Source organism: Psychrobacter sp. 1U1 (assembly GCF_051847535.1).
In the GTDB taxonomy this organism is placed as follows: Bacteria; Pseudomonadota; Gammaproteobacteria; order Pseudomonadales; family Moraxellaceae; genus Psychrobacter; species Psychrobacter saeujeotis.
This window is the reverse complement of record NZ_JBPYDD010000002.1, coordinates 143,100-168,439: the sequence shown is the minus strand read 5'-3', so window position 1 is coordinate 168,439 and position 25,340 is coordinate 143,100. Positions and strand designations below refer to the sequence as shown.

Below are 25,340 nucleotides of genomic sequence, written 5' to 3'. Positions count from 1 at the left end.
AGGAATATTGCTATGGGTTCAATCAATCACGAAGAGCGCGTCCGTCATGAAGGTTTGCGTGAAAAAATCATGTCTGCTGAACAGGCCGCTTCATTTGTACAAAACGGCATGACGCTTGGGGTCGCAGGATTTACAGGGGCAGGCTACCCAAAATTTGTACCAACTGCTATCGCTAATCGTGCCAAAGACGCTCATGCTCGTGGCGAAGCGTTTGGCATCGGCATGCTAACGGGCGCCTCCACCGCTCATGACTGTGACGGTGTCTTGGCAGAAGCCAACTGTATCAATTTTCGTGCGCCGTTCCAATCTGATCCTGCCATGCGTAACCACATCAATGCTGGTAATACTCACTACGTTGATATGCATTTATCACACTTTGAGCAGCAGGTTCGTTTTGGCTTCTATGGCGATATGGACATTGCCTTGATTGAAGCAACAGGCATCACCCCAGAAGGCAAAATCATTCCTTCAATGGGCATTGGTACTAATAACCAGTGGCTCAAAACGGCCAAAAAAGTCATCATCGAAGTAAACTCGCGCCAAAGCATGATGCTAGAGGGCATGCATGACATCCCAGCAGACCTTGGTGAGCCGCCGTTCCGTCAGCCTATTCCTATTGTCAAGCCAGATGATCGCATCGGTACGCCGTACCTAGAGTGTGACCTTGATAAGATCATCGGTATCGTCATGACCGATGCGCCAGATCGTAATAGTAAGTTTGCTGATCCAGATGAAAACTCAAAGACCATTGCTTCACAAATCATTGAATTCTTAGACCATGAAGTCAAAAAAGGCCGCTTGCCAAAAAACCTATTACCACTACAGTCTGGTGTGGGTAACGTGGCAAACGCTGTATTAATGGGTCTACAAGACAGCCCGTTTGATGATCTGATGGGATACACCGAAGTACTACAAGACGGCATGCTTGATCTGGTACTTAGCGGCAAAATGAAGTCAGCGTCGGCTACGGCACTGTCGTTTAGCCCAGATGCGCTAAAGCGTTTCAATGATAATATTGAGTTTTTGAGTGACAAGCTTATCTTGCGCCCGCAAGAGTTTACCAACCATCCAGAGGTGATTCGTCGTCTAGGTATCATTGCTATGAATGCGATGATTGAAGCGGATATTTACGGTAACGTCAACTCAACCCATATCATGGGTACCAAGATGATGAATGGTATCGGCGGTTCGGGTGACTTTACTCGTAACTCGCATTTTTCATTCTTTGTGAGTCCATCTACGGCTAAAGGTGGCGCTATCTCTACTATCGTGCCGATGGTATCGCATCACGACCACACTGAGCATGATGTGATGTTTTTGGTGACTGAGCAAGGATTTGCTGATTTGCGTGGTAAGTCACCGCGTCAACGCGCCAAGCTTATTATTGATAACTGTGCGCACCCAGACTATCGCCCAATGCTACAAGATTACTATGAGCGTGCTGCTAAGGCCAGTGGCTTACAAACCCCGCACCTTTTAAATGAAGCTTTGTCATGGCATCAGCGCTTTGTTGAGACGGGTGATATGCGTATCAATAAAATGCGCCTCGCGGTATAAGTGATTTATCGTTCTAAATTTATAGCAGTAAAATAGTATTAACGCCTCTTATCTGTCATCAGATAAGAGGCGTTTTTTTTATATCTAAAAATAGCTCCTAAATCGCTGTAGTCAGTTCACAATAAAAGAGATACGCTTAAAATAGCGTTCTGCTGGTATAAATTTTCCTCGCTTGCTATGCGCTTTGCACTCCAGAGGCTTCAAAAAATTTATCCCAGCAGCACTATGCTGTTTTTGAGAGGTGTTTTTTATTTATTAAAACTGGCTTGCAGGCTTCTATCCTTTAAAGTCAGCCAGCATCTTGGTGATGCGCTCATCTTTTTCGCGCCATATATGCTCAACCCATTCAAACATTCTGGCTTTGACGGCATCATCATCTTGATAACCACCATTTTGAACAGCTACAGATAAACCCTTTGGTATGTCGATATAGCGGACATCGACGCCTAAGCGCTTGATATTGCCTTTCCACAAGTCACTATAAGTCGGTACGCCATCAGGATAGACAATCGTTATATCCAATATACCGTCTACTTCGGCACCCAACGCATTGATAGCCAGCGCCAAACCGCCCGCTCTTGGCTTAAGCAGGTGCGTGTAGGACGACTGCTGTTTCTCATGCTTAACAGGCGTAAAGCGCGTTCCTTCTAGATAATTGAGCAAGGTAAAGGGCTTGTCTTTAAGTAGCGCGCAGGCACGTTGTGCTTCTTTGAGGTCTTGACCTTTTAAGGCAGGGTTCTTTGCGATATCCGCTTTAGAATGCCGGCGCATCATGGGGAAATCTAAAAAATAAAAGGTTTGACCGACGATAGGAATGTATAACAATTCAAACTTAGTAAAAAACCGCGTCAAAGGCAGGCGATCTTGGCTAATATACTGAACAATACTGGTATCAACCCAAGATTGGTGATTGCTAATCAGTAGGTATTTGCCGTCTATATATACATCATCAGGTAAGCTAATTCGCCAGTCTTTTTGTGGTAACACCATGTCAATCACAGCGTTATTACTATTAATCCAATGATTGGCGATTTTGATCACCGCCTTGTCAGCGATAGCTGCGCCAGTAATCATTTTGGTCGCACCCATAAGCCACACAGGGATGCTACCTGCAAAACTATTCCCTGCGATAACGCCCGTCGCCGTTGCGAGCGATACTACTTTGGCAAGTTTGGGCGTGCGGTCGTGCATTTTTTGAAAAACGGATGCCAAGCGCATATCAAATCCTTTCTATTTGTCTATTGTTGGTTATTATAAGCATCATGGCATAATTTTAGCAGATATACATACTTGTGCAGCACTGGCGGTGTGACTGGCTGTTACAAATAATGAATATAGCAGCAGAGAGTGAATGAGAGCGCATTGTAGGTGCATTTCAACTGCTATCATAATCGAGTGTTTGAGTTATCGTAAGAAGTAAAAATTCATTTTGAGTGAAATACTATTTTGGAGCGCAACTATGGAGATCATAGGAATTGTTTTATTTATTATCGGTGTCATCATCTCTTTTATCTACGGGATTAAGCTGATTATTATTGCCTTTCAAGAATCCATACTTTGGGGTCTGTTATATCTATTTCTTCCATTTGCCAACTTATATTTTATTATTACACGCTGGGAAAAGTGCAAAGCGTCAGTTTTTAAGATACTGATGTCAATTCCGCTTTTAGTGATAGGCGCTATGCTTGGTTCAATGCAATAAAATGTTAGAAGTAACGCCCTATTTATAAATCCTCAACCATGCCCCATATAGAAGAGAAGCATTTAAAAACCAATTATTTAAAAGAAATAAAAGACAACTATGATTTTTATCAGTAATACCATCAGCTTAAGCGATAGTGAAGTCGAGATTAGCGCCATCCGCGCGCAAGGGGCAGGCGGGCAAAACGTCAATAAAGTCTCCTCCGCTATTCATCTACGCTTCGATATCAATGCCTCGAGTCTGAATGACACCCAAAAACAGCGTTTATTAGATAGCAAAGACAGTCGTATCACTAAAGAGGGGATATTCGTCCTCAAAGCTCAGCAACACCGTACCCAAGAGCGCAACAAGATTGACGCGTTTGAACGTCTTAAAGCCTTCATCTTTCAATCTACCCAAGTCGCTAAAGCTCGCAGACCAACCAAGCCGAGTAGAAATGCTAAGCGTAAACGCGTCGATCAAAAGACGCAGCGCGGCAAAACCAAGGCATTGCGCGGTAAGGTTGATTATTAAGCGGGCTATTATAGTTAGTATTAAATAAAAAAGTTACAACGACTAAAAAGTGCTACTGGTATAAATTTTTAAGTCGCTTAGCCATATTAAATCGAATTTGGACACTATCCTATGCTAATTAATGCAGATTTTTCATCTCGAGCTGAGCTAACGGCTGAAGAGCATCAATGGATTAAATCACCGCAGAATGGTGTCGAGCGCGTCATGCTTGACCGCGTAGGCGCGGAGAAGGCGCGGGCGACTAGCCTTGTGCGTTATGCGCCTAATTCGTATTTTCCGCATCATCAACATCCGGGCGGCGAGGAGATTTTGGTATTGTCAGGTACTTTTTCTGCCGATGATAAGCACTATCCCACTGGCTGGTATTTACGCAATCCGCCAGCATCAGGCCATACGCCTTATAGCGATGAAGGGGCGGTGATCTTTGTAAAGCTGCGACAGATGTCACCATCTGAAGAGCGCCATGTCGCTATCGACACGCACGATAGTACAAACTGGCAATGGATCGGCAATCGTGAGGTGTGTGCTTTATTTTTGAACGATAGTGAACAGGTGAGCTTGCAGCGGCTGAGCGCAGATGATGCATTGTTTACAAAAGATCTTATGACTCACACAGTGGCAGGTGGCGCAGAGCTGTTGGTGGTCGAAGGTACGCTGCTAGAAGGCGACCAAACCTATAAACAAGATAGCTGGCTACGCTTGCCCGCAGGTGCGCAGCCACAGATAAAAGCAGGTGAGGAAGGCGCTACGGTCTATGTTAAGACTGGACATCTTGCTCACGTCATTGGCGCAGATATCGAAGGTTTAGACGTTTAATGAGCTAAAGCATGTTATCCATAATTTAAGATGTTAAGCGCTTTCAATGAAAAATAAAAAGAAAACTTCTATGCAAAAATTAGATATAACAAATGTACCTGTAGCAATTATCGGTGGTGGTTTGAGTGGTCTATATGCGGCTTATTTATTAGAGCAAAAAGGCATTGATTATATATTGTTAGAAGCGCGTGATAGTTTGGGCGGTCGCATTCTCGCTAGTAAGCTTTTAAAAGATTCGGCCTTAGAGCGACCGACTTCACAACATCTTGGCTCTGATAGTGTACAAGAGATAGATAGCTTTGATTTAGGACCTTCTTGGTTTTGGCCTGATTATCAGTCGCAGTTGAGCGATCTGGTCAATGAACTACAGCTGGAGACTTTTGCACAGTTTGAAGAGGGCGATATGATGGTTGAGCACGCTCCTAACGAGCCTGCTGTTCGTATGCAAGGCTATAAAAGCTCGCCACCTTCAATGCGTCTAGTCGGTGGTATGGCCGCATTGATTGATGCTTTATATCGTCGTCTTGATTCCTCACGTGTTTTTAATAGTCAAATTGTACGTCGGTTGCATAAAGCAGATGAGCACATAGAGATAACCAGCGAAGACACGTCTGGGCAATTCACGACTTGGCGAGCGCAGCATGTATTGCTGGCGCTACCGCCTCGTTTGGTGGAAGACAGTATAACGTTTGAGCCAGCTTTACCGTCCGATATGATAACGCAATGGCGCAACACAGCGACTTGGATGGCGCCTCATGCCAAGTATTTTGCCGTTTACGATACGGCTTTTTGGCGCAAGCACGGTCTCTCGGGAGCCGCGCGTAGCTCGCAAGGGCCAATGGTTGAGATTCATGATGCCTCTAGCATGGGTGGCAGGGGTGCGTTGTTTGGCTTTATAGGAGTACCTGCCTCCGTACGCCAAAGCGTCTCTGAAGATGTGTTAAAAGCACATTGCCGTGCGCAATTGGTACGTCTATTTGGCGAGCAGGCAGACACGCCCAAAGCTGAGTATCTGAAAGACTGGTCACAAGATAAATTCACCGCAACGACTGCCGACGCAAGTAGTGATGGTCAGCATGCGGTGGCACCTGTTTCTAAGGCAATATCAGGTGTATGGAGTGATTGCCTAACGGGGATAGGCAGTGAATGGTCGCCACAGTTTTCTGGTTATATTGCTGGTGCTATTGAAGCGGCAAGCCTTGCGGTACAAAACTTGCCTGAAAAGATGTAGTTTTTAATTTTATTAATAGTATTGTTATTAAGTAGCGTTCTTCTAAATGGTGAAGCTATTAACGTCCCGTCCATACTGCATGGCGCTTTTCGATAAAGGCATCAATGCCCTCGCTCACATCGTCTGCCATCATATTGCAGGTCATCACTTGTCCGGCATATTCATAAGCATCCGCTAAATCCATGTCCAACTGTTTATAGAACATATCTTTGCCCGTTTTGACCGCGACAGAGGATTTGGCAGTAATGGCATCGATTAAAGATTGCAGCGTTGCATCCAACTGATCCGCTGGCGCGACACGATTAATGAGTCCTTGCTGCAAGGCCGTATGGGCATCGATAAACTCACCCGTGATTAGCATCTCAAAGGCCTGCTTGCGAGACAAGTTGCGGCTGACGGCAACGGCAGGGGTTGAACAAAACAGTCCGACATTTATCCCAGAAGTCGCAAACTTAGCGTCATTAGAGGCCACCGCTAAGTCGCAGGCTGCCACCAGTTGACAGCCTGCGGCGGTAGCAATGCCTTGTACTTTGGCAATTACAACTTGCGGCATTTGATTGACGGTCAACATCATCTGACTACACTGCTTAAATAATGCACTGTGGAATGCTTCATCTGAGTGTGCGCGCATCTCTTTTAGGTTGTGACCTGCACAAAACGCTTTGCCATTCGCGGCAATGACGACCACGCGAATACTACTATCTTGAGCGATGCCGTCCAGCTCTGCTTGCATGGCGGATAACATATCGACTGATAGCGCATTGAATTGCTTAGGACGGTTTAAAGTAAGAGTGACGACGCCGCTTGCATCTTTGCTATCGTCTCTGATAACTAATGGCTCGCTGGTGGGGGCGTCTGTATTTGTAGTATTCATTTATCATCCTTGATAATTGGTGTGTAAACGTAAGGAAAGATCTAAAAAAGCATCCGAATAATACTCTAAATAGTAGCATGACTTATAAGTTATACAATAGAGTGCTGATATTGAAATTGCACATATGAAAATAGCGCATTCATAATATGAGTGCGCTATTCGTATCTTTATTAAGAATAAATCGACATGTAGAGATAAGTCCGATTTTTTTAACTTTCATAACGAAGCGTTATTTTACTCTTAAGCGCTATACCTAATACGCGCCTTCGCTATAAATAAGCTCATAGCTGTGGCTGTATATTTCAACGATATTGCCGAACGGGTCTTCCATATAAATCATACGGTAAGGTTTTTCGCCGGGATAGTAATAACGCGGTTTTTCCATACGCTTTTTACCGCCAGCAGCGACAATGCGTTCAGCGAGCTCTTCCACGTTTGGATCTTGCACGCAGAAGTGAAAAATACCTGTCTTCCAGTATTCAAAGTTGTTTTCAGGGTTTTCTTGATTTTTGAATTGAAAGATTTCAACGCCGATACGGTCACCGGTAGAGAGATGAGCAATACGGAAACTGCCCCAGCCTGAGCTAAAGACTTCCGTACACATCTCACCAATCGGGCTGTCATCTTCAATGATTTCAGTCGGTTCCATGATGGTGTACCAACCCATCACCTCGGTATAGAATTTTACCGCTGCTTCTAAGTCAGGGACGGAAAGGCCAATGTGTGAAAAGCTTCTTGGGTAAACGTTATTCATCGTTCATACTCCTGTTTTGATATGGGAGTAGTTTACAAAGCTATATCCATTACGTAAAATTATCCTTTATTATAAAGTTAAGTATATATCGTAATGATGAATATCACATGGCTACGTACGTTCTGTACCCTTGTTGAAGTGGGGCATTTTACCCGCACTGCCGAGCGCCTACATATGACCCAGTCAGGTGTCAGCCAGCACATACGTAAGCTTGAAAGTCAGTTAGATGTCGACTTGCTCATCCGTCAAGGGAAGCAGTTTTCATTGACGGATGCCGGCGAGGAGCTGTATAGGGAGGCGGGTGATATCTTGCAGCGCTTAACAAATCTAGAACAGCGTATCGGTGATGACCCCGCCTATGCAGGGCTAGTGAGACTCATGTCTCCTGGCAGCGTGGGCTTAAAGTTATATCCAAAGCTTTTGATCTTACAGCAACAGTATCCACAGTTGGTGATTGACTATCGCTTTGCGCCAAATAGCGATATAGAGCGAGCGCTTGCGAATCATGACATTGATATTGGGTTTATGACGGAGATCTCAGATGACGAGGGAATAAGTTGCCAGTCAATAGCTCAAGAAGCGCTCATACTAGTGACGCCTGTGATGACTAATGAGCTAAGCTGGGAGACACTCATAGCGCTTGGGTTTATCGATCATCCTGACGGTACTCATCATGCCAGCATGCTGCTGAGTGCCAATTATATCAAGTTCCAGCATATTAATGACTTTAAGAAAAAGGGCTTTTCTAATCAAATTGGTTTGATTTTAGAGCCTGTTAGTAGGGGGCTTGGCTTTACCGTATTGCCAGCACACGCGGTTGCAGCATATCCAAACCCTGAGCTTATTAGCAGCCATCGTTTGCCCGTGCCAATGAGTGAAACACTATATCTTGCCGTACGGTGCCAGCAAGCCCTACCTAATAGAATGCAAACCGTCATTAACGAGGTAAAAAAGTGGTTGTAAAATTATAAAAAATAGCGATATTTAGATTTGATGTCGGTCAATCAATTAACTTGTAGGCTGTTTCTATTTCATACTTTGCCCCAACTTCATAGCCGCGGCAATATTAACCGCGGTAGTCTCAATACTTTCATAAGCATTGCTTAGCACCTTATCAAGGGTGTCCAGCTTCTGGATACTCGGCATGACGACGTCAAATTGCGTGGTCTGAGCAGGATTTAAGCCGTCAACGCTACCGCAAATAGCGATCACGGGCTTGTGACTGGCTTTGGCCAGTTGACTAATACCGCCAGCGACTTTACCCATTAAAGTTTGTGCATCAAGCTTGCCTTCACCAGTAATCACCAAGTCAGCACTAGCAATGTGCTCTTCTAGACTGACAGCCTCAGTGACGGTATCAAAACCTGATTTAAGATTAGCGCCGCAAAATGTCATTAAGGCAAAGCCGAGACCGCCTGCTGCACCTGCGCCTGCTATATTCTGGTAATCCTGATAGCCGTGCTGTCCAAATACCATCGCAAAGTGACTCAAGGCTTTATCCAATAGCGCCACTTGCTCGGGACTGGCACCTTTTTGTGGGCCAAAGATAGCACTGGCTCCTGATAATCCGCATAATGGATTGGTCACATCGCATGCCACTTCAAAGACTGTGTCTCGCAGCTTTGGATGAAGCTTTTCGCCTTCTATCTGCTTTAAGTTAGCCAGTTCGCTACCACCTTGTGCTAAAGACTTACCGTCATGGTTATAGAAACCCACTCCCAATGCCATGAGCATACCGAGTCCTGCATCGTTGGTGGCACTACCGCCCAGACCGATAATAATACGTTTGACGCCCTCACTCAAAGCATCTGCAATAAGTTCGCCGACACCGTAGCTGCTGGTAATGAGCGGATTTCTTTCTTCACTTGTCAATAAATGCAAACCGCAGGCGTGAGCGATTTCAATTACGGCCGTCTCATTTTCTAATAACAGATACTTGGCAGTAATTGGTCGCATTAATGGATCGTTCACAACCACGTTTTTCCAGCGCCCGCCCAACACATATGACAACACCGCTGATGTGCCTTCGCCGCCATCTGCCATGGGCAATAACGTATAGTCTGCATCAGGGAAAATCTGACGAAACCCAGATTGAATAGCGCGACAAACTTCTAGCGCTTCTAAGCTTTCTTTAAACGAATCAGGGGCGATTAAAATTTTCATGAAGCTCTCTTGGAATATCTAAGTAAAAATAAAGTGGGTAAGCAAGTTTTTTTTATAAACGCTATTCTCTAGCAATTTATTTAATAAAATTAGTTAAATAAATACCAAAGTTAATAACCAGATAAACAATATGCTGGTAATACCTTGAATACCGGTAGCCATTGAATGAGCTTTATAAGCTTGTGCTACACTCATGCGGCTAAACTGGCTAACAATCCAAAAGAAGCTGTCGTTAGCGTGCGAGATGGTCATCGCGCCCGCACCAATTGCCATCACACAAAACACCCGTCCAAGCTCACTGTCGAGACCAATTTGACCTAATAACGGTGCGACCATCGCTGAGGTGGTGACCAATGCGACGGTGGTTGAGCCTTGCGCAGTTTTTAGCGCAGCAGACACAATAAATGGCATAAAAATTCCGAGCCCCAATGCCGATAGTGTGGTGCCTAAATAATCGCCTATTGGAGTGACTTTTAGCATCGCACCAAATGCACCGCCAGCCCCAGTGATCAAAAGGATTGGCGCTGCTACGACTAGACCTTGAGAGATAGCATCACTAACTTGTTGCGTTTTTTCTTTACCATTTATCAATAAAAATGATAAAAACAGACCAATAAGCAGCGCAGTAAGTGGATTACCAATAAATATGAGTATGTCAGCCAATAAGCCTTCGCCTAAAGGAGCGGTAGGGAAATTGGCAAAAGAGGATAAACATATTAAAACGATAGGCACGATAATCGGTAAAAACGCCATCGTGGCTGATGGCATACTGCCATAATCATCGCGTGTTTTAAGATTATCAGGCAATGTCGCTGCAGGGGCGTTTTCGGCATCTATATTGTCTGGCTCGACATTAAGGAAACGGTTTGACCACAACCAGCCCGCCAATACGGCGACGGCCGTAACGACAACACCAACCATAATGACCAAACCTAAATTTGACTCTAATCCTAAGTTCCCAGCTGCAGCAATGGGTCCTGGGGTCGGCGGCACAAAGGTATGGGTGGCGTATAGGCCAGTTGCTAAAGCAATACTCATGGCTACGCTTGATACTTTTAAGCGCTCCGCTAAAGATTCTTTTAACGAGTTTAGAATGATAAATCCTGAATCACAAAATACAGGAATCGAGACGACGGCGCCGACAATAGACATGGTCAGCGTAGGAAAACGTGGCCCTAAAAAGTCAATAACCGTTTCGGCCATTACAATTGCTGCGCCCGTCTTTTCAAGGATTAACCCGATAATAGTACCAAATACAATCACTAGACCAATGTAACCTAAGATGCCACCAAAGCCATCAGAGATAGTCTTAGCAACGGTATCAAGAGGTACTTGGTAAAATAGCGCTACCAAAAATGCCGATAGTATCAATACTAAAAAAGGATGCCATTTTAATTTTGCAGTGGCAAAAATAATAAAAAGAATGGTTAATACAAGCCAAAACACAATCATCGTAACCTCTATGGGGCTGTAGTATTTGTTATTTTAAGACGTGTTTCTTAAGGAATGTTCAAGACATCATTCTATAGCAAATGTTATAAGCTAGATAAGAGAGTTTGTTTAATGATTTGTTTAAGGCTATCGTTTTTAACAATTTAAATGGCTACTTGGTATATTTGTTAGAGAATAAGATAGGTAGCTCAAGAAAATAAGCATAATCTGCTACCATAGTCCCACGTTTTATTTATAACCTTTAGGATGCTTCCCTTGACCACCTTTACCGCGCCAACCATTGCCGATATAGAAAATAATAACTTACGCCAAGAACTGCAAAAGATTATAGATCTAAAGACCAAACCACTTGGCGCACTGGGCCGTTTAGAGACGCTGGCGTTGCAATTGGGCATGATTCAAGGGACAACAACCCCGCATATTAATCAGCCACAGATTCGAGTGTTTGCTGCTGATCATGGTTTAACTAAGCATGGCACCTCAGCCTATCCAAGTGCTGTTACCGCGCAAATGGTAAATAACTTCTTGCAGGGCGGCGCTGCTATCAATGTCTTGGCGCGTCAGCATAATATCGAGCTAAAAGTCGTCGATGCTGGGGTCGATGCAGACTTTGCCAACTCTCCTTTTAAAGACCATCTACAATTGCTCGATTATAAGGTCCGCCGTGGTAGCCGAGACGCGCTCACAGAACCCGCCATGACAAAAGAGGAGTGCTTAGCTGCACTAGAAAACGGTATGAAAGTAGTGAAAGGCTTGGCGGGTAATTTGCTCATCGTCGGTGAGATGGGCATCGGTAATACCTCAGCGGCGAGTCTTTTGCTGGCGAGATTAGGTGATGTACCGATCGCTGATTGTATCGGTCGTGGTACCGGTCTCGATGATGGAGGTCTACAACATAAGACGGATATTTTAACGCAAGTATTGGCGCGTCATAATGAAGCACAGTCTCCGTTAGATGCGCTCGCGGCATTAGGCGGGCTTGAGATAGCCATGATGGCAGGTGCGCTGATTCAGGCCGCTAGCGAACGGCGTATTCTATTAATCGATGGCTTTATTGCCAGTAGCGCGTTATTGGCTGCGGAGCGCCTATCACCCGGTGTCGCTCAATACGCCATATTCGCCCATCATTCAGTCGAGCCAGGGCATGCGCATTTATTAAAATTACTTAACGCTGAGCCATTACTCGATATGGGTATGCGCTTGGGCGAGGGTAGCGGGGCAGCGCTTGCTTACCCACTACTGCAGTCCGCTTGCGCCATCATTAATGAGATGGCAAGCTTTAGTGATGCTGGAATTAGTGAGCAAAATAAATAATGTCACAGCCATTAAAGCAGGAATCAAAACAGGCGTTAAATCAGCCAGAGCCGTTACAGCAGTCTTCGCCTAAAAGCGTTGGTCAATTCATAAAGCATGAATGGATATTGTTACTGGTCGCCATGCAGTTTTTAACGCGATTGCCCGTGCCGCCATTCAAAAATTATAATCCGCAGTGGTTACACCAAAGCAGCCGTCATTTTCCCGCCGTTGGTTTGCTGGTTGGGCTACTTTGCGCTGGCGTGTTTTGGCTTGCCAGTGTGCTATTTACGCCCTTAGTTGCTGCGGTGCTAAGTACGGTATGCGGGATTAAGCTCACGGGCGCTTTTCACGAAGACGGTCTTGCCGATAGCTGTGATGGTTTGGGCGGCGGTCTGACACGTGAGCGCACGCTGACTATCATGAAAGACTCGCGCTTGGGTACATATGGCGTGTTAGGTCTGGTCTCTGCGCTATTGCTAAAGATTTCCTTGTTAGCCACCATGCCGTTATCGGTGGCTATCGTCGCGCTGATTATTGGGCATACCGCGTCGCGTTTGCTATGTATTAGCCTGCTTGCTCTGCTACCGTATGGCGGTGAGATAGAACATGCTAAAGCCAAACCTATGGCGCAGCAGTTGACAGCGTTACAAGGATTGTTCAGTAGTGGTTGGTTGCTCGTGGCAGGAGTTTTAGTAATGGTTATATTTCCTAATGCCATACAGCAGATTAGCATCGGTCAGTGGTTATTGGCTTTGGTGTTGGCTTTAGTTGCCACTGATTATATGCGGCGCTTATTACGTAGGCGTCTGGATGGCTATACTGGTGATGGTTTAGGGGCGACACAACAGCTGAGTGAAGTTGCCATTTATGCAGGTTTGGCAGCGACTATACCTTTTTTATAATTCAAAAGAAATCTAAAGTATATAATCAGTCCTAAATAAAATAAGTGCAAGTATCATAACGCGCTACTGGGTAAATTTTCCTTGCTTGCTGTACCTACGCAGACAGATGCTACGAAAAATTTATCCCAGTAGCATTGTGTGCGTTTTATAGCGGATTGGCTACAAAAAAGAAGGCTAATCAATCAATGACTCTTTATATTTGGCGTCATCCTAAACCCATTGCTGCTGAGGGTATCTGTATTGGGCAAACAGATGTAGGAGTAGATAGGCGTAAATTAAAACGCCTTGCCAATCAAATCGAGCGCTTTACCCGTGTTCATCAATTACCTAAAGTGATTTGGGTCAGCCCATTACAACGCTCACTAAAAGTCGGGCAGATACTGGTGCAACGTGGCTTTCAATGTCGAGTCGCGCCTGAGCTTGCTGAGATTGATTTTGGCGAATGGGACGGTCGCCCTTGGGAGCAAATCGCTAAGCGAGAGATTGATGATTGGTGCAATAACTTTGCGCACTTCGCGCCCGATAATGGCGAAAGTTTGCAGCAGCTATTTGACCGTGTTAAAGGGTGGTTGAATAAAGTCTCGACTGAATCCGATCACACCCCAATACTAGCTGTTAGTCATGCGGGCTGGATTAATGCTGCTAAGATGATAGATGCTGGGCAGGAGGTACCGAAGGTAGCGGTTGATTGGCCATCTTCAGTTGCTTATAGGGAGTGTAGTTGTTTGGAACTTTCAGGAATATAGCTATCGCTCATTTATGTCTAAACGGCATTACCAATAATCCCCATAGCGAGGCATTTTGCTTGGCTGATGGATATTCTTTTAACCCAATATCTAGCTCATTATCAGGCTTCTGCGCTTGACCCTTATAACTACCAAAGATCCAATCCCACCAAATGACACTAAAGCCATAGTTTGAATTGGTCTCGCTGCCGCGCTGGCTATGGTGAATACGATGCAAGATTTGGGTCATCAATACGAGGCGTGCAGGTTTTTCAATGGCAGGTGGCAGACGAATATTGGCATGATTAAACATTGCCAAGCCATTTAGCGCAATCTCAAATATCAGCACTGCAATGGCAGGAACGCCCAATAAGTTGACGGCAACGAGCTTCACTAAAATGCTTAAGACAATCTCAATGGGATGAAACCTTAAGCCTGTGCTAGCGTCGATATGCGCATCAGCATGATGGACTTTATGCAAACGCCAAAGAATAGGTACGCGATGAAATAATCGGTGCTGCCAGTAAATAATAATGTCGAGCAATATTAAGCTTAATATGATAACGACGATGCTTGGCAAATCGATAATATTAAACAGACCAATTCCATGCTGCTGATTATAAAGCGCCACAGCCGTTAGACCGATAGGCACCGCTAGACGAGCAATAACGGATGACGCAAACACCAAGCCAAAGTTAGCAAACCAGCGTTTATGGCTTTTAATGGGTGCGGTGCGTGCAGGCATGCGCCACTCAATCAGCATCATGATGACTAAAATGCTTAAAAAGAACCCAAGTCGCCACCATACTTCATTAGTCATTGCTTACCTCTTGATTGGTACAAACTGCATATTTTTAATGGGCATTTACTTCTAGTTGTTTGAGGGTATGGTAGCCACCATGGATACGGGTAAAAATCGTAATGGCGCAGGCAGTTGCAAAAATGCCAGCGAGTAATATAAAGTGCTGCGGCCAAATGCAAAAGGCAACAAACAGCGCGATGGTTTCGGTGCCTTCCGTCAAGCCGTTTAAATAATAAAAGCTTTTATATTTAAACTGTGGTTTATCCAGTTTAAACTTTTCTGCAGCGATGGCAAATGCTAAAAAGCTGGAGCCTGTACCAATAAAAGCGGCGAGTAATAAAGCGCCTGCAATGGCGTTTTGTTCAGGATTTGCCAAGATAAAGCCTAGCGGAACTGCTGCATAAAATAAAAAGTCGAGCGTAATGTCTAAGTAGCCGCCTGCGCTTGAGCTTTGCTGTGCATGACGAGCTAGCGCGCCATCAAGACCATCAAAAATACGATTCAATACAATCGCTGCAAGTGCGCCATACCACAATTCAAACGCCAGCAGTGGTAAGGCTAACATGCCGATTAAAAAGCCCGCCACCGTGAGTTGATCAGCCGTGATACCGCGTTTGTGCAATACAACGACCACAGGGGCTAGCATCGGCTTAATCATGGGCGTGAGAAATTTGTCTAGCATGCGCTTGCCTTTTATATTTCGCTTCAATGTTTAAGGTTATAATTCTAAGACTACAGGTTTAGAGCTACAGGTCTAAATGAATGACTTTACCCTTTGCGGCCTCAGCATCGCTATGATCGTGCGTGACCATAATGGCGGGGAGTTTATGGGTGCGGATTTGCTCAAATACCAGTTGGCGCGTGTCTACTCGCAGCTGGGTATCGAGCTTGCTAAAAGGCTCATCAAGCAGTATCGCTTTTGGCTCGCTCAATAGTGTTCTAAGTAGCGCCACTCGTGCTTGTTGTCCGCCCGATAAATTATCGGGATGGCGATCTCCCATGCCTGCTAGCCCCACTTGTGCCAGCGCTTGTGCTATTTTTTCACGGCGCTGTTTTTTATTGCCCACTTTATTGCCTTTAGGCATCGCAAAAGCAATATTACCTGCGACCGATAAATGAGAAAACAGTAGAGCATCTTGATACAGTACCCCAATATGCCGTAGATGCGTCGGCAAATGACTTACGTTTTCATCATTTAACCAGACCTCACCAGTAGCAGTAAAACCATTGGGTAAGGTACCTGTTAGCCAGTTCAATAAGCTCGATTTACCACTGCCAGAGGGGCCCATGACGGTCAGTATCTCACCACCAGTAATTTGCTCATCTAGGCTGAGTAATAGCTCGTCTTGTCGATATAACTGTAAGTCTTTTATCTGTAACGATGATTGCATCAAGGGCCCTTTTTTGTGTTTTTAACGACTGAGTTTTTAACGTCTGGATTTCTAACGAGTGCCACTTTTAAAGAAATACTTCGGCAATACCCACGCCAATATAAAGCCAATTAACGGCAGTGCCATTTGGATGATGGCATACACCGCACTGGTGCGCCTACTGGCACCATTGGCGAGAGTCACCGCTTCGGTGGTGATGGTGGCGATACGTCCGCCGCCTGCCAGTAGCGTCGGCAGATACTGACCAAAGCTAATGGCCAAACCAAGGGCGATAGCAATCAAAATCGGTGCAAACAGCTGGGGCAATTTGACCTGCAAAAATACTTTAGCAGGAGTTGCACCAAGGCTCGCCGCCACATGAGCAAAACGCGGGTCTAGACGCCTGTAGCTACTGGCAAGCGATAAAAACACATAAGGCAGCACAAAAAGCAGATGGGTGAACGCCACATTAAAAAATGCCGTTTGGTTATTCATTAACTGCTGTAGCCATACCAAACCAAATAAAAAGGCAATGCTGGGCACTAATAGCGGCAAATAGATAATGAAACTGGTAAATCTTGAAAGTGGCTTTTTACTTAATTGCTCGGCTTCTAAACATAATAAAGTCAGCACAATGGCAAATACCGTACTCACGATACCGATCGTAACGGTATTAAATAATGGCGTACCCATTTGCATAAAGGCACTTTGAAAATGTAATAACACAAGCTGCTCTGGCAATACGGCGGGAAAGCGCCAAAAACCAGCCACAGACCACATGACCAGTCCAATGAGCGCCAGCAAAATAAAGCCAATCACTACAGTGGTAAGCGTGGCGGCGATTTTTTGCCAGAGTGCATCGGCATAGTGGCGCTTGCCATTGAGCAACGTGCCATTAAAGCAAGCTTTTATTGCTCTCTCACCACCGAGCCACAAGGCGATTAAGCCACCCGTCAACGCCAGCTGTAATAATGCGCCTGCCGAGGCTTTTATACGTAAGTTTAAATCCACATCGTTAAACCATTGCATGATGGTGACTGCTAGTGTTGGCGGCGTATTTGGACCGAGTATCAATGGCATTTCTACGCTGGCACTGGCATAAGCAAGGACGGCTAAGATAGGCAAACGTAAAAAAGGATAGAGAATTGGGAGGACAGCTTTAAAAAAGGCAGTGATGGGATAATAGCCGAGATTTAGTGCAACTTTATATTGTAGACGCAGCTTTTTACCAAGCTCTGGTTGTGCCAATGCGCCTAGTGCCATTAATAATAGAAACGGCAGCTCTTTTAACGTCAAACCTAAAATAATACTGATGCCGTAAGGGTCATGTGGAAACATACCGCTTGGCGCCAACTCCCAGCCACTTAGCCGCGGTGAAATGAGGCGTGAAAACATACCAGAAGGCGCAATTAAAAAGCCAACCGCGATGGCTGCCGCTGCATGAGGAATGACCAAGATTGGGCTCAACAGACGCTCAATACGAGTTAGCCAAACACTATTAAAAAATGCCGCCAATATCATTAAAGATATGACAAAAGCGAGTAGCGTACTTATCAATCCAGTAGCGATGCTGAGCGCTACCATTTGGCTAAGACCGGGCGTCTGCCACAGATCGTTAAATCCTTGTAGACTAACGGTCGTTTTTTCAAGTGCGGGCACCCAGCTAAAGGCAGGCAACAGCACGCTGATCAAACCACCGAGTACGGGTAATATTAACAGTAGCAGTAAAAATTTCGGACTTAACAATACAATGCGCGTAAATAGGTCTGTTTTATAAGGATCTATCGTTCTAGTGCTTGCATCAGCCGTTTTATTATTAGAATCTTTACTCATGGGCTGACTCCATAACGCGCCTGCCAGCCTTGCATAATGGCATCAACCCAGCTCGGATGTGGTTCATTCACGGTACGCTTTATAGCGTCAACCGGTAGGGCGCTCGGATGCGGTTTGCTAGTCTTAAATAGCGCTTGTTGCTCAGGGTCGAGCGTCGATTGGACAAGTACAGTTTTATCACCCCATACAGCAGGCATTTGCTTTTTAGCCTGTGCTTCTGGGCTCAGCAAGAAGTTTGCCACCAGCTGCGCGGCTTGCGGATGGCTGGCATTATAGGGAATGGCCACAAAATGCGTGTTACTCAAGCTGCCATCGCTCATCGCATAGCTACGAATACTCTTGGGTAAATCATAACGCTGCACAGCAGCAGGAATTTCAGGCGCGGAAAAGCTAAAGGCTAAGCTAAGCTCGGTATCATCAACCAAGCGCCGCATGTGCGCGCCCGTTTGCACAAATTGCTCACCCTTACGCCATAGAGTTGGATGTAAATCATCTAAAAATTTCCATAAAGGGGCTAATACCATGTTTGTATTCTGCTCAGTGGCTGGCAAGTTGAGCTGTGCTTTGATATTTTCGCCTGTTTTAGCATCCTGTTGTTCGTGTAGCATGACTAAAGCGTATTTTAAAAAGCTCATTCCTAAAAAGTCAGGTGGCTTTGGATAGCTAAAACGCCCGGGGTTTTGCGCCGTCCAATTGACCAGCTCATTTAAAGTGGTTGGTGGCTTGTCAGTTGATAAGCTGTCGTAATAAAAGGTCAGCGAGGCTTGACCCCATGGTGCTTCCATACCATTGGTCGGTACACCAAAATCAAAGTTAACGGCAGGATTATTCTCTGGATCGGTCAGTGCGAAGTTAGGCAGCTTGTTTGCCCATTGTTTCAGTAATAATGAGTTCTCACTCATGGTGGCAAAGTTTGCGCCATTTATCCAGATGAGATCGACGCTGCCTTCCTCATTATTATTGGCAGATTTTTCTGCGAGTACGCGACTAACGGCTTCACTGGTGTCACTCAATTTGACATGAACCAAATTGATATTATATTTATCATCGACTTGCTTGGCCGCCCACTGTAGATAGGCATTAATCTGCGGATCGCCGCCCCACGCATAGAAGTAAACGTCTTGGTTTTTACCTTGGGCTTCTATCTGCTGCCAAGATGATAAAGTTTGATTAAGGTCACCGGTAGTGGGTGAGACAGTGCTTGCTGATATGCTTGAAGAAATAACTGCACAAACGCTAAGCACCATAGCATAGGTGCTATAGCGGCTTAAGTTTTTTAACTTTGGCAAAGCTGGTAGAGATTTAATAACGTACATTTATGTTCTCGTTATAACCCGTATTAAATGACATTCAGTCATAGATTCTGAAGCGTGCCGTTGGTACAAATTTTCTTCGCTTGCTGTGTGACTCCGTCACTCCATAGGCTTCAAAAAATTTATCCCAGCAGCACTTATTTCTAAAGCAAATCGATCGTCTTCTATAAGTCGATAAAACTAATGAATGCTAACAGCATTGAGTTTCACTGGAAAGCTAATCACCCTCGACGCCATGTATGGTATTTCTCAAGCCAGTTTAATACCGTTTCAGGCGCATGATTGCGTTTCCATTCACCAGCTACGTATTTATTACCCTCCGCCCACGTTGGATACATATGAATGGTGCCGAGTATTTTATTCAGACCTAAACCGTGCTTCATCGCTAATATAAATTCCGGCATGATATCCCCAGCATGCTCAGCGACGATGGTCACGCCGAGTATTTTATCTTTGCCTTTAGGCGTAATCACTTTGATAAAGCCATCGTTGGCGCTTTCCGTAACCGCACGATCTAAATCTTTAAAGTCGTAGCAGGTAATCTCAAAGTCGATGCCTTTTTCAATAGCCTCTTGCTCATTTAAACCCACGCGCGCGACTTCTGGGTCTATAAAGGTCGTCCACGGAATCACGCGATAATCTACTTTAAACTTCTTTAGATGCCCAAATAGGCCGTTGACGGCGGCGTACCATGCCTGATGGGAGGCCACATGAGTAAATTGATAAGGGCCAACGACATCACCTGCCGCGTAGATATTGGGATAGAGGGTCTCTAGATAGTCATCCGTCTCAATAGTACGCTCAGTTTCAACACCTAATGCTTCTAGGCCATAGCCTTCTAAGCGCGCACTACGTCCAACGGCACAAAGCAATTCGTCATATTCAATCGCGATTTCTGCCTCATTGTGTTTCACCACAATATATTTTTTGTCGTCACGTATCTCACAGCGTATCGCTTGATGCGAGGTTAAGACATTTACGCCACTCTCAGTGAGTGCTTTTTGCGCAAATTCAGAGACTTCCACGTCTTCTTTTTTCATAAGACGTGCGCCTCTCTCGATTTGGGTCACGTTGGAGCCTAAGCGTGCAAAAGCTTGTGCCAGCTCTGAGCCAATTGGCCCGCCGCCAAGAACGACCAACTTTTTTGGTGCTTCTTCTAACTCGGTAAACTTGTTCCAAATAGTATCGCTGGTCACATAGCCAGTTTCTTCCAAACCTGGCAAGTCTGGTACAAATGGACGCGCGCCAGTCGCAATAACGATGGAGCGTGCGGTTAGTCGCTGCGTGCCGCCATCGTTTAGCGCAATCTCTACCGTCCATGGGTCGATAAATTTAGCATAACCTTTTAACACTTCGACACCCAAGTCCGTATAACGCTCGACGCTGTCGTTTGGCGCGATGTCAGCGATGACTTGATAGATACGGCTCATGACATTTTTGAATGAAAACTCTGGTGGCGTATTGTCTAAACCATAGCGCTCAGCATGGCGCATTTGTTCGGCGACTTTCGCGCTTTTAATCAGGGCTTTACTCGGTACACAGCCATAGTTTAAGCAGTCGCCACCCATTTCACCCGCTTCGATTAATGTCACTTTTGCTCGGACGGTCGCCGCGATATAGCTGGTGACTAGCCCGCCAGCACCAGCGCCAATCACAATCATATTACGGTCGAATTTTTTAGGTTTGCTATAGTTTTTATAGACGCGGCGTTTTTTTAGCATATTTAATATCCCTTTTGCTATTAATGGGAAGAAGCCTAATAACGCAAATGAGACAATTAAATTAAATGATAAAATCCCTGACAAGCTGTCAATTTGCGCCAGTTGCGTACCGGCATTAACGAATACAAAGGTGCCCGCAAGCATACCAACTTGGCTTACCCAGTAGAATGTCCTTGCTTTAATCGCGGTGACGCCCATGAGTAAATTAATCAAAAAGAACGGAAATATCGGTACTAAGCGTAAGGTAAATAAGTAAAACCCGCCTTCTTTTTCAACGCCAGCATCAATGGCTGCTAAGCGTTCAGGAAAGCGCTGCTTAATCGTATCACGCAGTAAATAACGTGAGGTTAAAAACGCTAGTGTCGCACCAATACTGGAGGCAAATGAGGCGACCAATAAGCCTTGCCATAAGCCAAATAATGCCCCAGCCGCTAAGGTTAAAATAGCTGCACCAGGTAAGGATAAGGCGGTGACGACGACATAAAGTAAAAAGAAACCGCCAATAATCAACAGCGGTGATTGCGCTTTATAGTCGTTAAATTGCGCCATCGACCCTTTTAAGCCGTCAAGCGTCAATAATTGATTTAGGTCAAAGTAGAAAAAGCTTGCCGCTAATATCAATATTAACAGTATCAAAAATATTCTTTTAATCATGAAATGTCCGGCTAAATAGTGGGGCAAAGGTTAAAGATACAGTTAAAGATACAATGGTTTTTTCGGTTAAGCATCTGCATCGTCTTAAGAGTAGCAGCCATTACATTGAATGGTTTGAACGGCCTATTGGTTTATTAACCACAAAACAGCCAACTTATCATTCTTAACAGTATATAGCCTGTGTTCTGCTAACTAGTATTTATATTACCATTATCAAAATGAGGACATGCTTTAGTCTAATAATAGGCACGATCTAATAAACTCTACTGAATAAGCTCTATTTAGTAGGTACTTTATGAGTTTGCGTTAAAAAGGTTTTTTTGCCTAACGTTAACGTGTCCCAATCTCGCATTAAAAATAACGCGACACAGGCAGCTAACATTGGCCACGCGGCAAAAAACAGTAGATTATCAAAAGGTTTGAGGTATAAGCCAAAGGTTGAGAAAGTCGAGATAGCATGGAGCAATAAGACGGCGCCATAAGTCCAAGTTTTAAATAAACCGACAGCAAATGTCAAAATAAGAACCAATTGAGCGATACCTATAGCGAGGAATATCGTCTCACTCATGGCCTCAAGACCATAAAATTTTGAGAAAACACCTGCAGCGTGTTCGGGATGAATAAGCTTGTCGAGCGTCCAAACTAAAAAAACAATGAAAATACCAAGTCGAAGCAATAATAATGAAAGTGGCAAATATTTTGGCATAACTTTTTGCATAAGTTTTCGCTTTTGAGAAATTTTGAAAGTGGGTTCAAACAATTAATGAATAAAATGAGTACTGATACTTTTCATCATCATAGAACAGACATAAATAAAATATTTATCATATTGAGTGATTGCTCAAAAATGAATACAATATTGCTGCTAAACACTATAAAGAAACTTATTGTAGTTGTTCTTGAATGATTGTTCAAGTTTGTATTGTCTGGTACGTTACGGTTATAAGAATTCGTTACACTCTTTTACTACATTAGCAATGCTAGCTTAAAGGTGATTATTTTATATACACTCAACGTTATATATGATTAGCCTTTTGAGCTGCACAAATCGTAATAGGAAATATTTTTCCTAATTAATTTCAGCAAAACGCGATTTTAAATAGAAACGGGTAAAAGAGATAGACAAATAAAAAAGGCTGAGCCAATGCTCAACCTTTTTTTAAATCAGATATCTATAATACGATATCTAAAATACTGTGTTAGATAATTAACCTTTCAAAACTTTGACCATCGCATTGGCGACATAGTCGACGTTATCGACATTTAGGCCAGCGACGCACATACGCGAATTGGAAACCATGTAAATACCAAACTCGTTTTGCATGCGTTCAACTTGCTCAGGCGTCAATCCTGTAAAGCTAAACATGCCGTTTTGATTAGTCAGGTAATCAAAGTTACGATCAGAAATTTTGGCCTCTAGCACCGACTTTAGCTTCATACGCATGGCTTTAATACGGTCACGCATGCCATAAACTTCACCGATCCATTGCTCGTGCAAGGCTTCGTCATTCATGATGATATCGACGACGCGTCCGCCATGTGATGGTGGGCTTGAGTAGATACGGCGTACTGTAGAAGTCAGCTGACCAAAGACACGCTCGGCTTCATCAGTAGTTGGGCAAACGACTGATAAGCCGCCGACACGCTCACCGTATAACGACAGGTTTTTGGAGAATGAGTTGCTGACAAACAGCGGTAGACCCATATCGACTGCCTTACGAATAGCATAAGCATCGCTGTCCATATCTTCGCCAAAACCTTGATAAGCGATATCCATGAATGGAATCAGCTCGCGCTCCTGAATGACGTTTAGCACTTGATCCCACTGCTCTTTGGTCAAATCCACGCCCGTTGGGTTGTGGCAGCAAGGATGAAGTAAAAGAACATCGTCTTTGTTTAACGTCTCAAAAAACGCAATCATCTCATCGAATTTGATGCCGCCAGTGGCTTTATCGTAGTAGGGATATTTGCCAACTTCAACATCACTGCCCTCAAAGATAGCAATATGGTTGCCCCATGTTGGGTCGCTCACATAGCATTTAGATTGCGGGAACCACTCATGAATAAATTCAGCACCTACTTTTAATGCGCCAGAGCCGCCGATAGTAGCGATGGTAGCGACAAGACCGTCTTCTAATACTTGTGCATCTTTACCGAATAACAGTTCCTGACAACCTTTACGGTGACCTGGCAGTCCTGCCATCGGTAAATAAGGACGCGGAGAGACAGGGTCTGCAATGCGCTGTTCGGCAGTTTTTACACATTCAAGTACCGGCATTTTACCGTCTTCGTCGTAGTACACACCCACGCCCAAGTTTACTTTATCGGGATTGCTGTCTTTTGCAAACTTGTCCATCAGCCCCAAGATTGGATCACCCGCGTAGTAGTCGATACGTTCAAACATTTTTTTTCCTTACAAGAATAAAATAAAGCACAAGAATAGACACGAAGCCGCCAAAAAGCATAAACCAGATTGACAATTAACTCAACGATAGATTCAACCATATTGATTAATTAACTGATTAGATGAGCTATTTGATCATCTAAATATATTTTTAGCCAATTAAATGGCTAACAACCATTTAAAAATAGCGTCTACTTACGTTAGCTTCCTTTATAATCGTTAAAATGGCTTGCAAAATAAGTCTGCAAAAACTCTTTAAAAGCAATACTGGCAGGCGATAGCGCTCGCGATGAACGCTGATATATAAAGAACCTACGCACTTTAACAGGCTGTGCGAGTGGGCGCATTTGTAGGCCATTGGCACTTACCCAATCAATGACTTCTGGCATATAAGGCAAGCATAAAGTAATACCAAAGCCCTGACGCGTCATCTCAAGTGCAGTCGACATAAAGTTGACTTTATAGCGTGCTTGCTGAATATGAGAAGCAATGGTCTCATCCAGCTCGGCGGTCACTTGTTCAATAAAAGGCCCTTGTAAGGTAATAAGCGGAATATCTATCAAATCCTGCCAGATCACCTCGCTTTGCTTAGCCAGCGGATGATTATCTGGCATCACCACGCAAAATGGCAACTCATATAACAAATCGGCTCTGATGTCGTCTTCACTTTCCATGAAACCAAGCTCCGTACCAACGCCCAAATCGACTTCAATATCTTGAATATGTTGCAAAACGTTTTCTGCAGAGCAATCTATTAAAGACACGCTGATATCAGGATATTCTTTAGCAAACTGAGCGATAACCGCAGGTATAGAAGAAGCAGCAAATTGTGACACCGCTAGCCGGACTTGACCTTGCGCAAGACTCATCAGACTGCTCGCTTCGTTTTCAAACAATTGCATCTCATTAAGGACCCGCCGAGCTTGCGGCAGTAAATGTCTGCCTACGACCGACAAAGATAGCTGACGCGTGGTGCGATCAAACAACACGATGCCAAGACTGGTCTCCAACTCTTTGATCAATCCGCTCACAGCTGATTGGGTCAAATACATCTGATCACTAGCACGGGTAAAGCTGCCACTATCAGCGACTTTGATAAAAGCGGTCAATTGGCGAATACTGATATTCATAAGTAAACCTGATAAATAAATTAAAAAAAACAATTAGTCTTATAAATAAAGCTACTCTAAGATGGACACATCGTCAATACATTGCATTGATATATACAACTTTTATATGGATTTCATACCACCGATTA

Annotated in this window: 23 protein-coding genes; 9 read left to right on the top strand and 14 right to left on the bottom strand. The window is 44.4% G+C overall.

The features are described 5' to 3' along the window. Positions 1-12: 12 nt before the first annotated feature. Positions 13-1,557 (top strand): acetyl-CoA hydrolase/transferase family protein, encoded by a 1,545-nt coding sequence (locus ACS8FB_RS03045; RefSeq protein WP_439260947.1) that lies wholly within the window; start codon positions 13-15, stop codon positions 1,555-1,557. Positions 1,558-1,833: 276 nt separating this feature from the next. Here ACS8FB_RS03045 and ACS8FB_RS03040 read toward each other — a convergent pair whose 3' ends face one another. Continuing rightward, positions 1,834-2,775, bottom strand: a complete 942-nt coding sequence (locus tag ACS8FB_RS03040) for an acyltransferase (protein WP_439260946.1) — start codon at positions 2,773-2,775, stop codon at positions 1,834-1,836. A gap of 241 nt (positions 2,776-3,016) precedes the next feature. On the opposite strand from ACS8FB_RS03040, the gene ACS8FB_RS03035 reads away from it, so the two are divergent. From ACS8FB_RS03035 to ACS8FB_RS03020, 4 genes are all read left to right on the top strand, one after another. Next, entirely contained in the window at positions 3,017-3,259 is a 243-nt protein-coding gene (locus ACS8FB_RS03035) for a hypothetical protein (protein ID WP_439260945.1), read from the top strand. Positions 3,260-3,358: 99 nt separating this feature from the next. Next, complete coding sequence (gene arfB, locus ACS8FB_RS03030; RefSeq protein ID WP_439260944.1) at positions 3,359-3,772, top strand: alternative ribosome rescue aminoacyl-tRNA hydrolase ArfB; 414 nt, start codon at positions 3,359-3,361, stop codon at positions 3,770-3,772. A 111-nt stretch (positions 3,773-3,883) separates the two neighbouring features. Next, the gene (locus ACS8FB_RS03025) at positions 3,884-4,588 is read left to right on the top strand and encodes a cupin domain-containing protein (protein ID WP_439260943.1); all 705 of its coding nucleotides are present in this window, start codon (positions 3,884-3,886) and stop codon (positions 4,586-4,588) included. 70 nt (positions 4,589-4,658) lie between these two features. Beyond that, entirely contained in the window at positions 4,659-5,819 is a 1,161-nt protein-coding gene (locus ACS8FB_RS03020; RefSeq protein WP_439260942.1) for a flavin monoamine oxidase family protein, read from the top strand. Between the two features lie 58 nt (positions 5,820-5,877). On the opposite strand, the gene ACS8FB_RS03015 is transcribed toward ACS8FB_RS03020, so the two are convergent. Both ACS8FB_RS03015 and ACS8FB_RS03010 read right to left on the bottom strand, forming a co-directional pair. Beyond that, on the bottom strand, positions 5,878-6,693 hold the full coding sequence (locus ACS8FB_RS03015; RefSeq protein WP_439260941.1) for an enoyl-CoA hydratase: 816 nt from the start codon (positions 6,691-6,693) through the stop codon (positions 5,878-5,880). A 253-nt stretch (positions 6,694-6,946) separates the two neighbouring features. Beyond that, a complete protein-coding gene (locus ACS8FB_RS03010; RefSeq protein WP_439260940.1) occupies positions 6,947-7,447 on the bottom strand; it encodes a lactoylglutathione lyase family protein in 501 nt (166 codons plus the stop codon). 93 nt (positions 7,448-7,540) lie between these two features. Between ACS8FB_RS03010 and ACS8FB_RS03005 the strand changes: the two genes are divergently transcribed. Continuing rightward, a complete protein-coding gene (locus ACS8FB_RS03005; protein ID WP_439260939.1) occupies positions 7,541-8,410 on the top strand; it encodes a LysR family transcriptional regulator in 870 nt (289 codons plus the stop codon). A 63-nt stretch (positions 8,411-8,473) separates the two neighbouring features. Here the strand turns inward: ACS8FB_RS03005 and ACS8FB_RS03000 are convergent, their stop codons facing one another. Together ACS8FB_RS03000 and ACS8FB_RS02995 are read right to left on the bottom strand one after the other, a co-directional pair. Beyond that, on the bottom strand, positions 8,474-9,610 hold the full coding sequence (locus ACS8FB_RS03000) for a glycerate kinase (RefSeq protein WP_439260938.1): 1,137 nt from the start codon (positions 9,608-9,610) through the stop codon (positions 8,474-8,476). A 93-nt stretch (positions 9,611-9,703) separates the two neighbouring features. Continuing rightward, positions 9,704-11,062: a GntP family permease gene (locus tag ACS8FB_RS02995; RefSeq protein ID WP_439260937.1), complete on the bottom strand. Its 1,359-nt coding sequence runs from the start codon at positions 11,060-11,062 to the stop codon at positions 9,704-9,706. Between the two features lie 246 nt (positions 11,063-11,308). Between ACS8FB_RS02995 and cobT the strand changes: the two genes are divergently transcribed. The 3 genes from cobT (at position 11,309) to ACS8FB_RS02980 (ending at position 14,006) form a co-directional block, all read left to right on the top strand. Beyond that, positions 11,309-12,376: a nicotinate-nucleotide--dimethylbenzimidazole phosphoribosyltransferase gene (gene cobT, locus ACS8FB_RS02990; RefSeq protein ID WP_439260936.1), complete on the top strand. Its 1,068-nt coding sequence runs from the start codon at positions 11,309-11,311 to the stop codon at positions 12,374-12,376. Further along, positions 12,376-13,260 (top strand): adenosylcobinamide-GDP ribazoletransferase, encoded by an 885-nt coding sequence (cobS, locus tag ACS8FB_RS02985; protein ID WP_439260935.1) that lies wholly within the window; start codon positions 12,376-12,378, stop codon positions 13,258-13,260. Before cobT ends, cobS begins: the two co-directional genes overlap by 1 nt. 185 nt (positions 13,261-13,445) lie before the next feature. Next, positions 13,446-14,006 carry a histidine phosphatase family protein gene (locus ACS8FB_RS02980; RefSeq protein WP_439260934.1) on the top strand — a complete coding sequence of 187 codons (561 nt, stop codon included), beginning with the start codon at positions 13,446-13,448 and terminating at the stop codon, positions 14,004-14,006. Between the two features lie 7 nt (positions 14,007-14,013). Here ACS8FB_RS02980 and ACS8FB_RS02975 read toward each other — a convergent pair whose 3' ends face one another. From ACS8FB_RS02975 to ACS8FB_RS02935, 9 genes are all read right to left on the bottom strand, one after another. After that, positions 14,014-14,805, bottom strand: a complete 792-nt coding sequence (locus ACS8FB_RS02975) for a sterol desaturase family protein (RefSeq protein WP_439260933.1) — start codon at positions 14,803-14,805, stop codon at positions 14,014-14,016. A 34-nt stretch (positions 14,806-14,839) separates the two neighbouring features. Continuing rightward, positions 14,840-15,469 carry a CDP-alcohol phosphatidyltransferase family protein gene (locus ACS8FB_RS02970; RefSeq protein ID WP_439260932.1) on the bottom strand — a complete coding sequence of 210 codons (630 nt, stop codon included), beginning with the start codon at positions 15,467-15,469 and terminating at the stop codon, positions 14,840-14,842. Between the two features lie 64 nt (positions 15,470-15,533). Further along, positions 15,534-16,178, bottom strand: coding sequence for an ATP-binding cassette domain-containing protein (locus ACS8FB_RS02965; RefSeq protein WP_439260931.1), 645 nt, complete (start codon positions 16,176-16,178; stop codon positions 15,534-15,536). A 51-nt stretch (positions 16,179-16,229) separates the two neighbouring features. Next, entirely contained in the window at positions 16,230-17,990 is a 1,761-nt protein-coding gene (locus ACS8FB_RS02960) for an ABC transporter permease (protein ID WP_439260930.1), read from the bottom strand. After that, positions 17,987-19,306: an ABC transporter substrate-binding protein gene (locus tag ACS8FB_RS02955; RefSeq protein WP_439260929.1), complete on the bottom strand. Its 1,320-nt coding sequence runs from the start codon at positions 19,304-19,306 to the stop codon at positions 17,987-17,989. The genes ACS8FB_RS02960 and ACS8FB_RS02955 overlap by 4 nt, the downstream gene beginning before the upstream one ends. A 218-nt stretch (positions 19,307-19,524) precedes the next feature. Then, positions 19,525-21,678 carry an FAD-dependent oxidoreductase gene (locus ACS8FB_RS02950; RefSeq protein WP_439260928.1) on the bottom strand — a complete coding sequence of 718 codons (2,154 nt, stop codon included), beginning with the start codon at positions 21,676-21,678 and terminating at the stop codon, positions 19,525-19,527. A gap of 277 nt (positions 21,679-21,955) precedes the next feature. Continuing rightward, positions 21,956-22,396 carry a hypothetical protein gene (locus ACS8FB_RS02945; protein ID WP_439260927.1) on the bottom strand — a complete coding sequence of 147 codons (441 nt, stop codon included), beginning with the start codon at positions 22,394-22,396 and terminating at the stop codon, positions 21,956-21,958. A gap of 489 nt (positions 22,397-22,885) precedes the next feature. Further along, the gene (locus tag ACS8FB_RS02940) at positions 22,886-24,082 is read right to left on the bottom strand and encodes an amino acid aminotransferase (RefSeq protein WP_439260926.1); all 1,197 of its coding nucleotides are present in this window, start codon (positions 24,080-24,082) and stop codon (positions 22,886-22,888) included. 200 nt (positions 24,083-24,282) lie between these two features. Beyond that, on the bottom strand, positions 24,283-25,212 hold the full coding sequence (locus tag ACS8FB_RS02935; RefSeq protein ID WP_439260925.1) for a LysR family transcriptional regulator: 930 nt from the start codon (positions 25,210-25,212) through the stop codon (positions 24,283-24,285). Positions 25,213-25,340 lie beyond the last annotated feature (128 nt).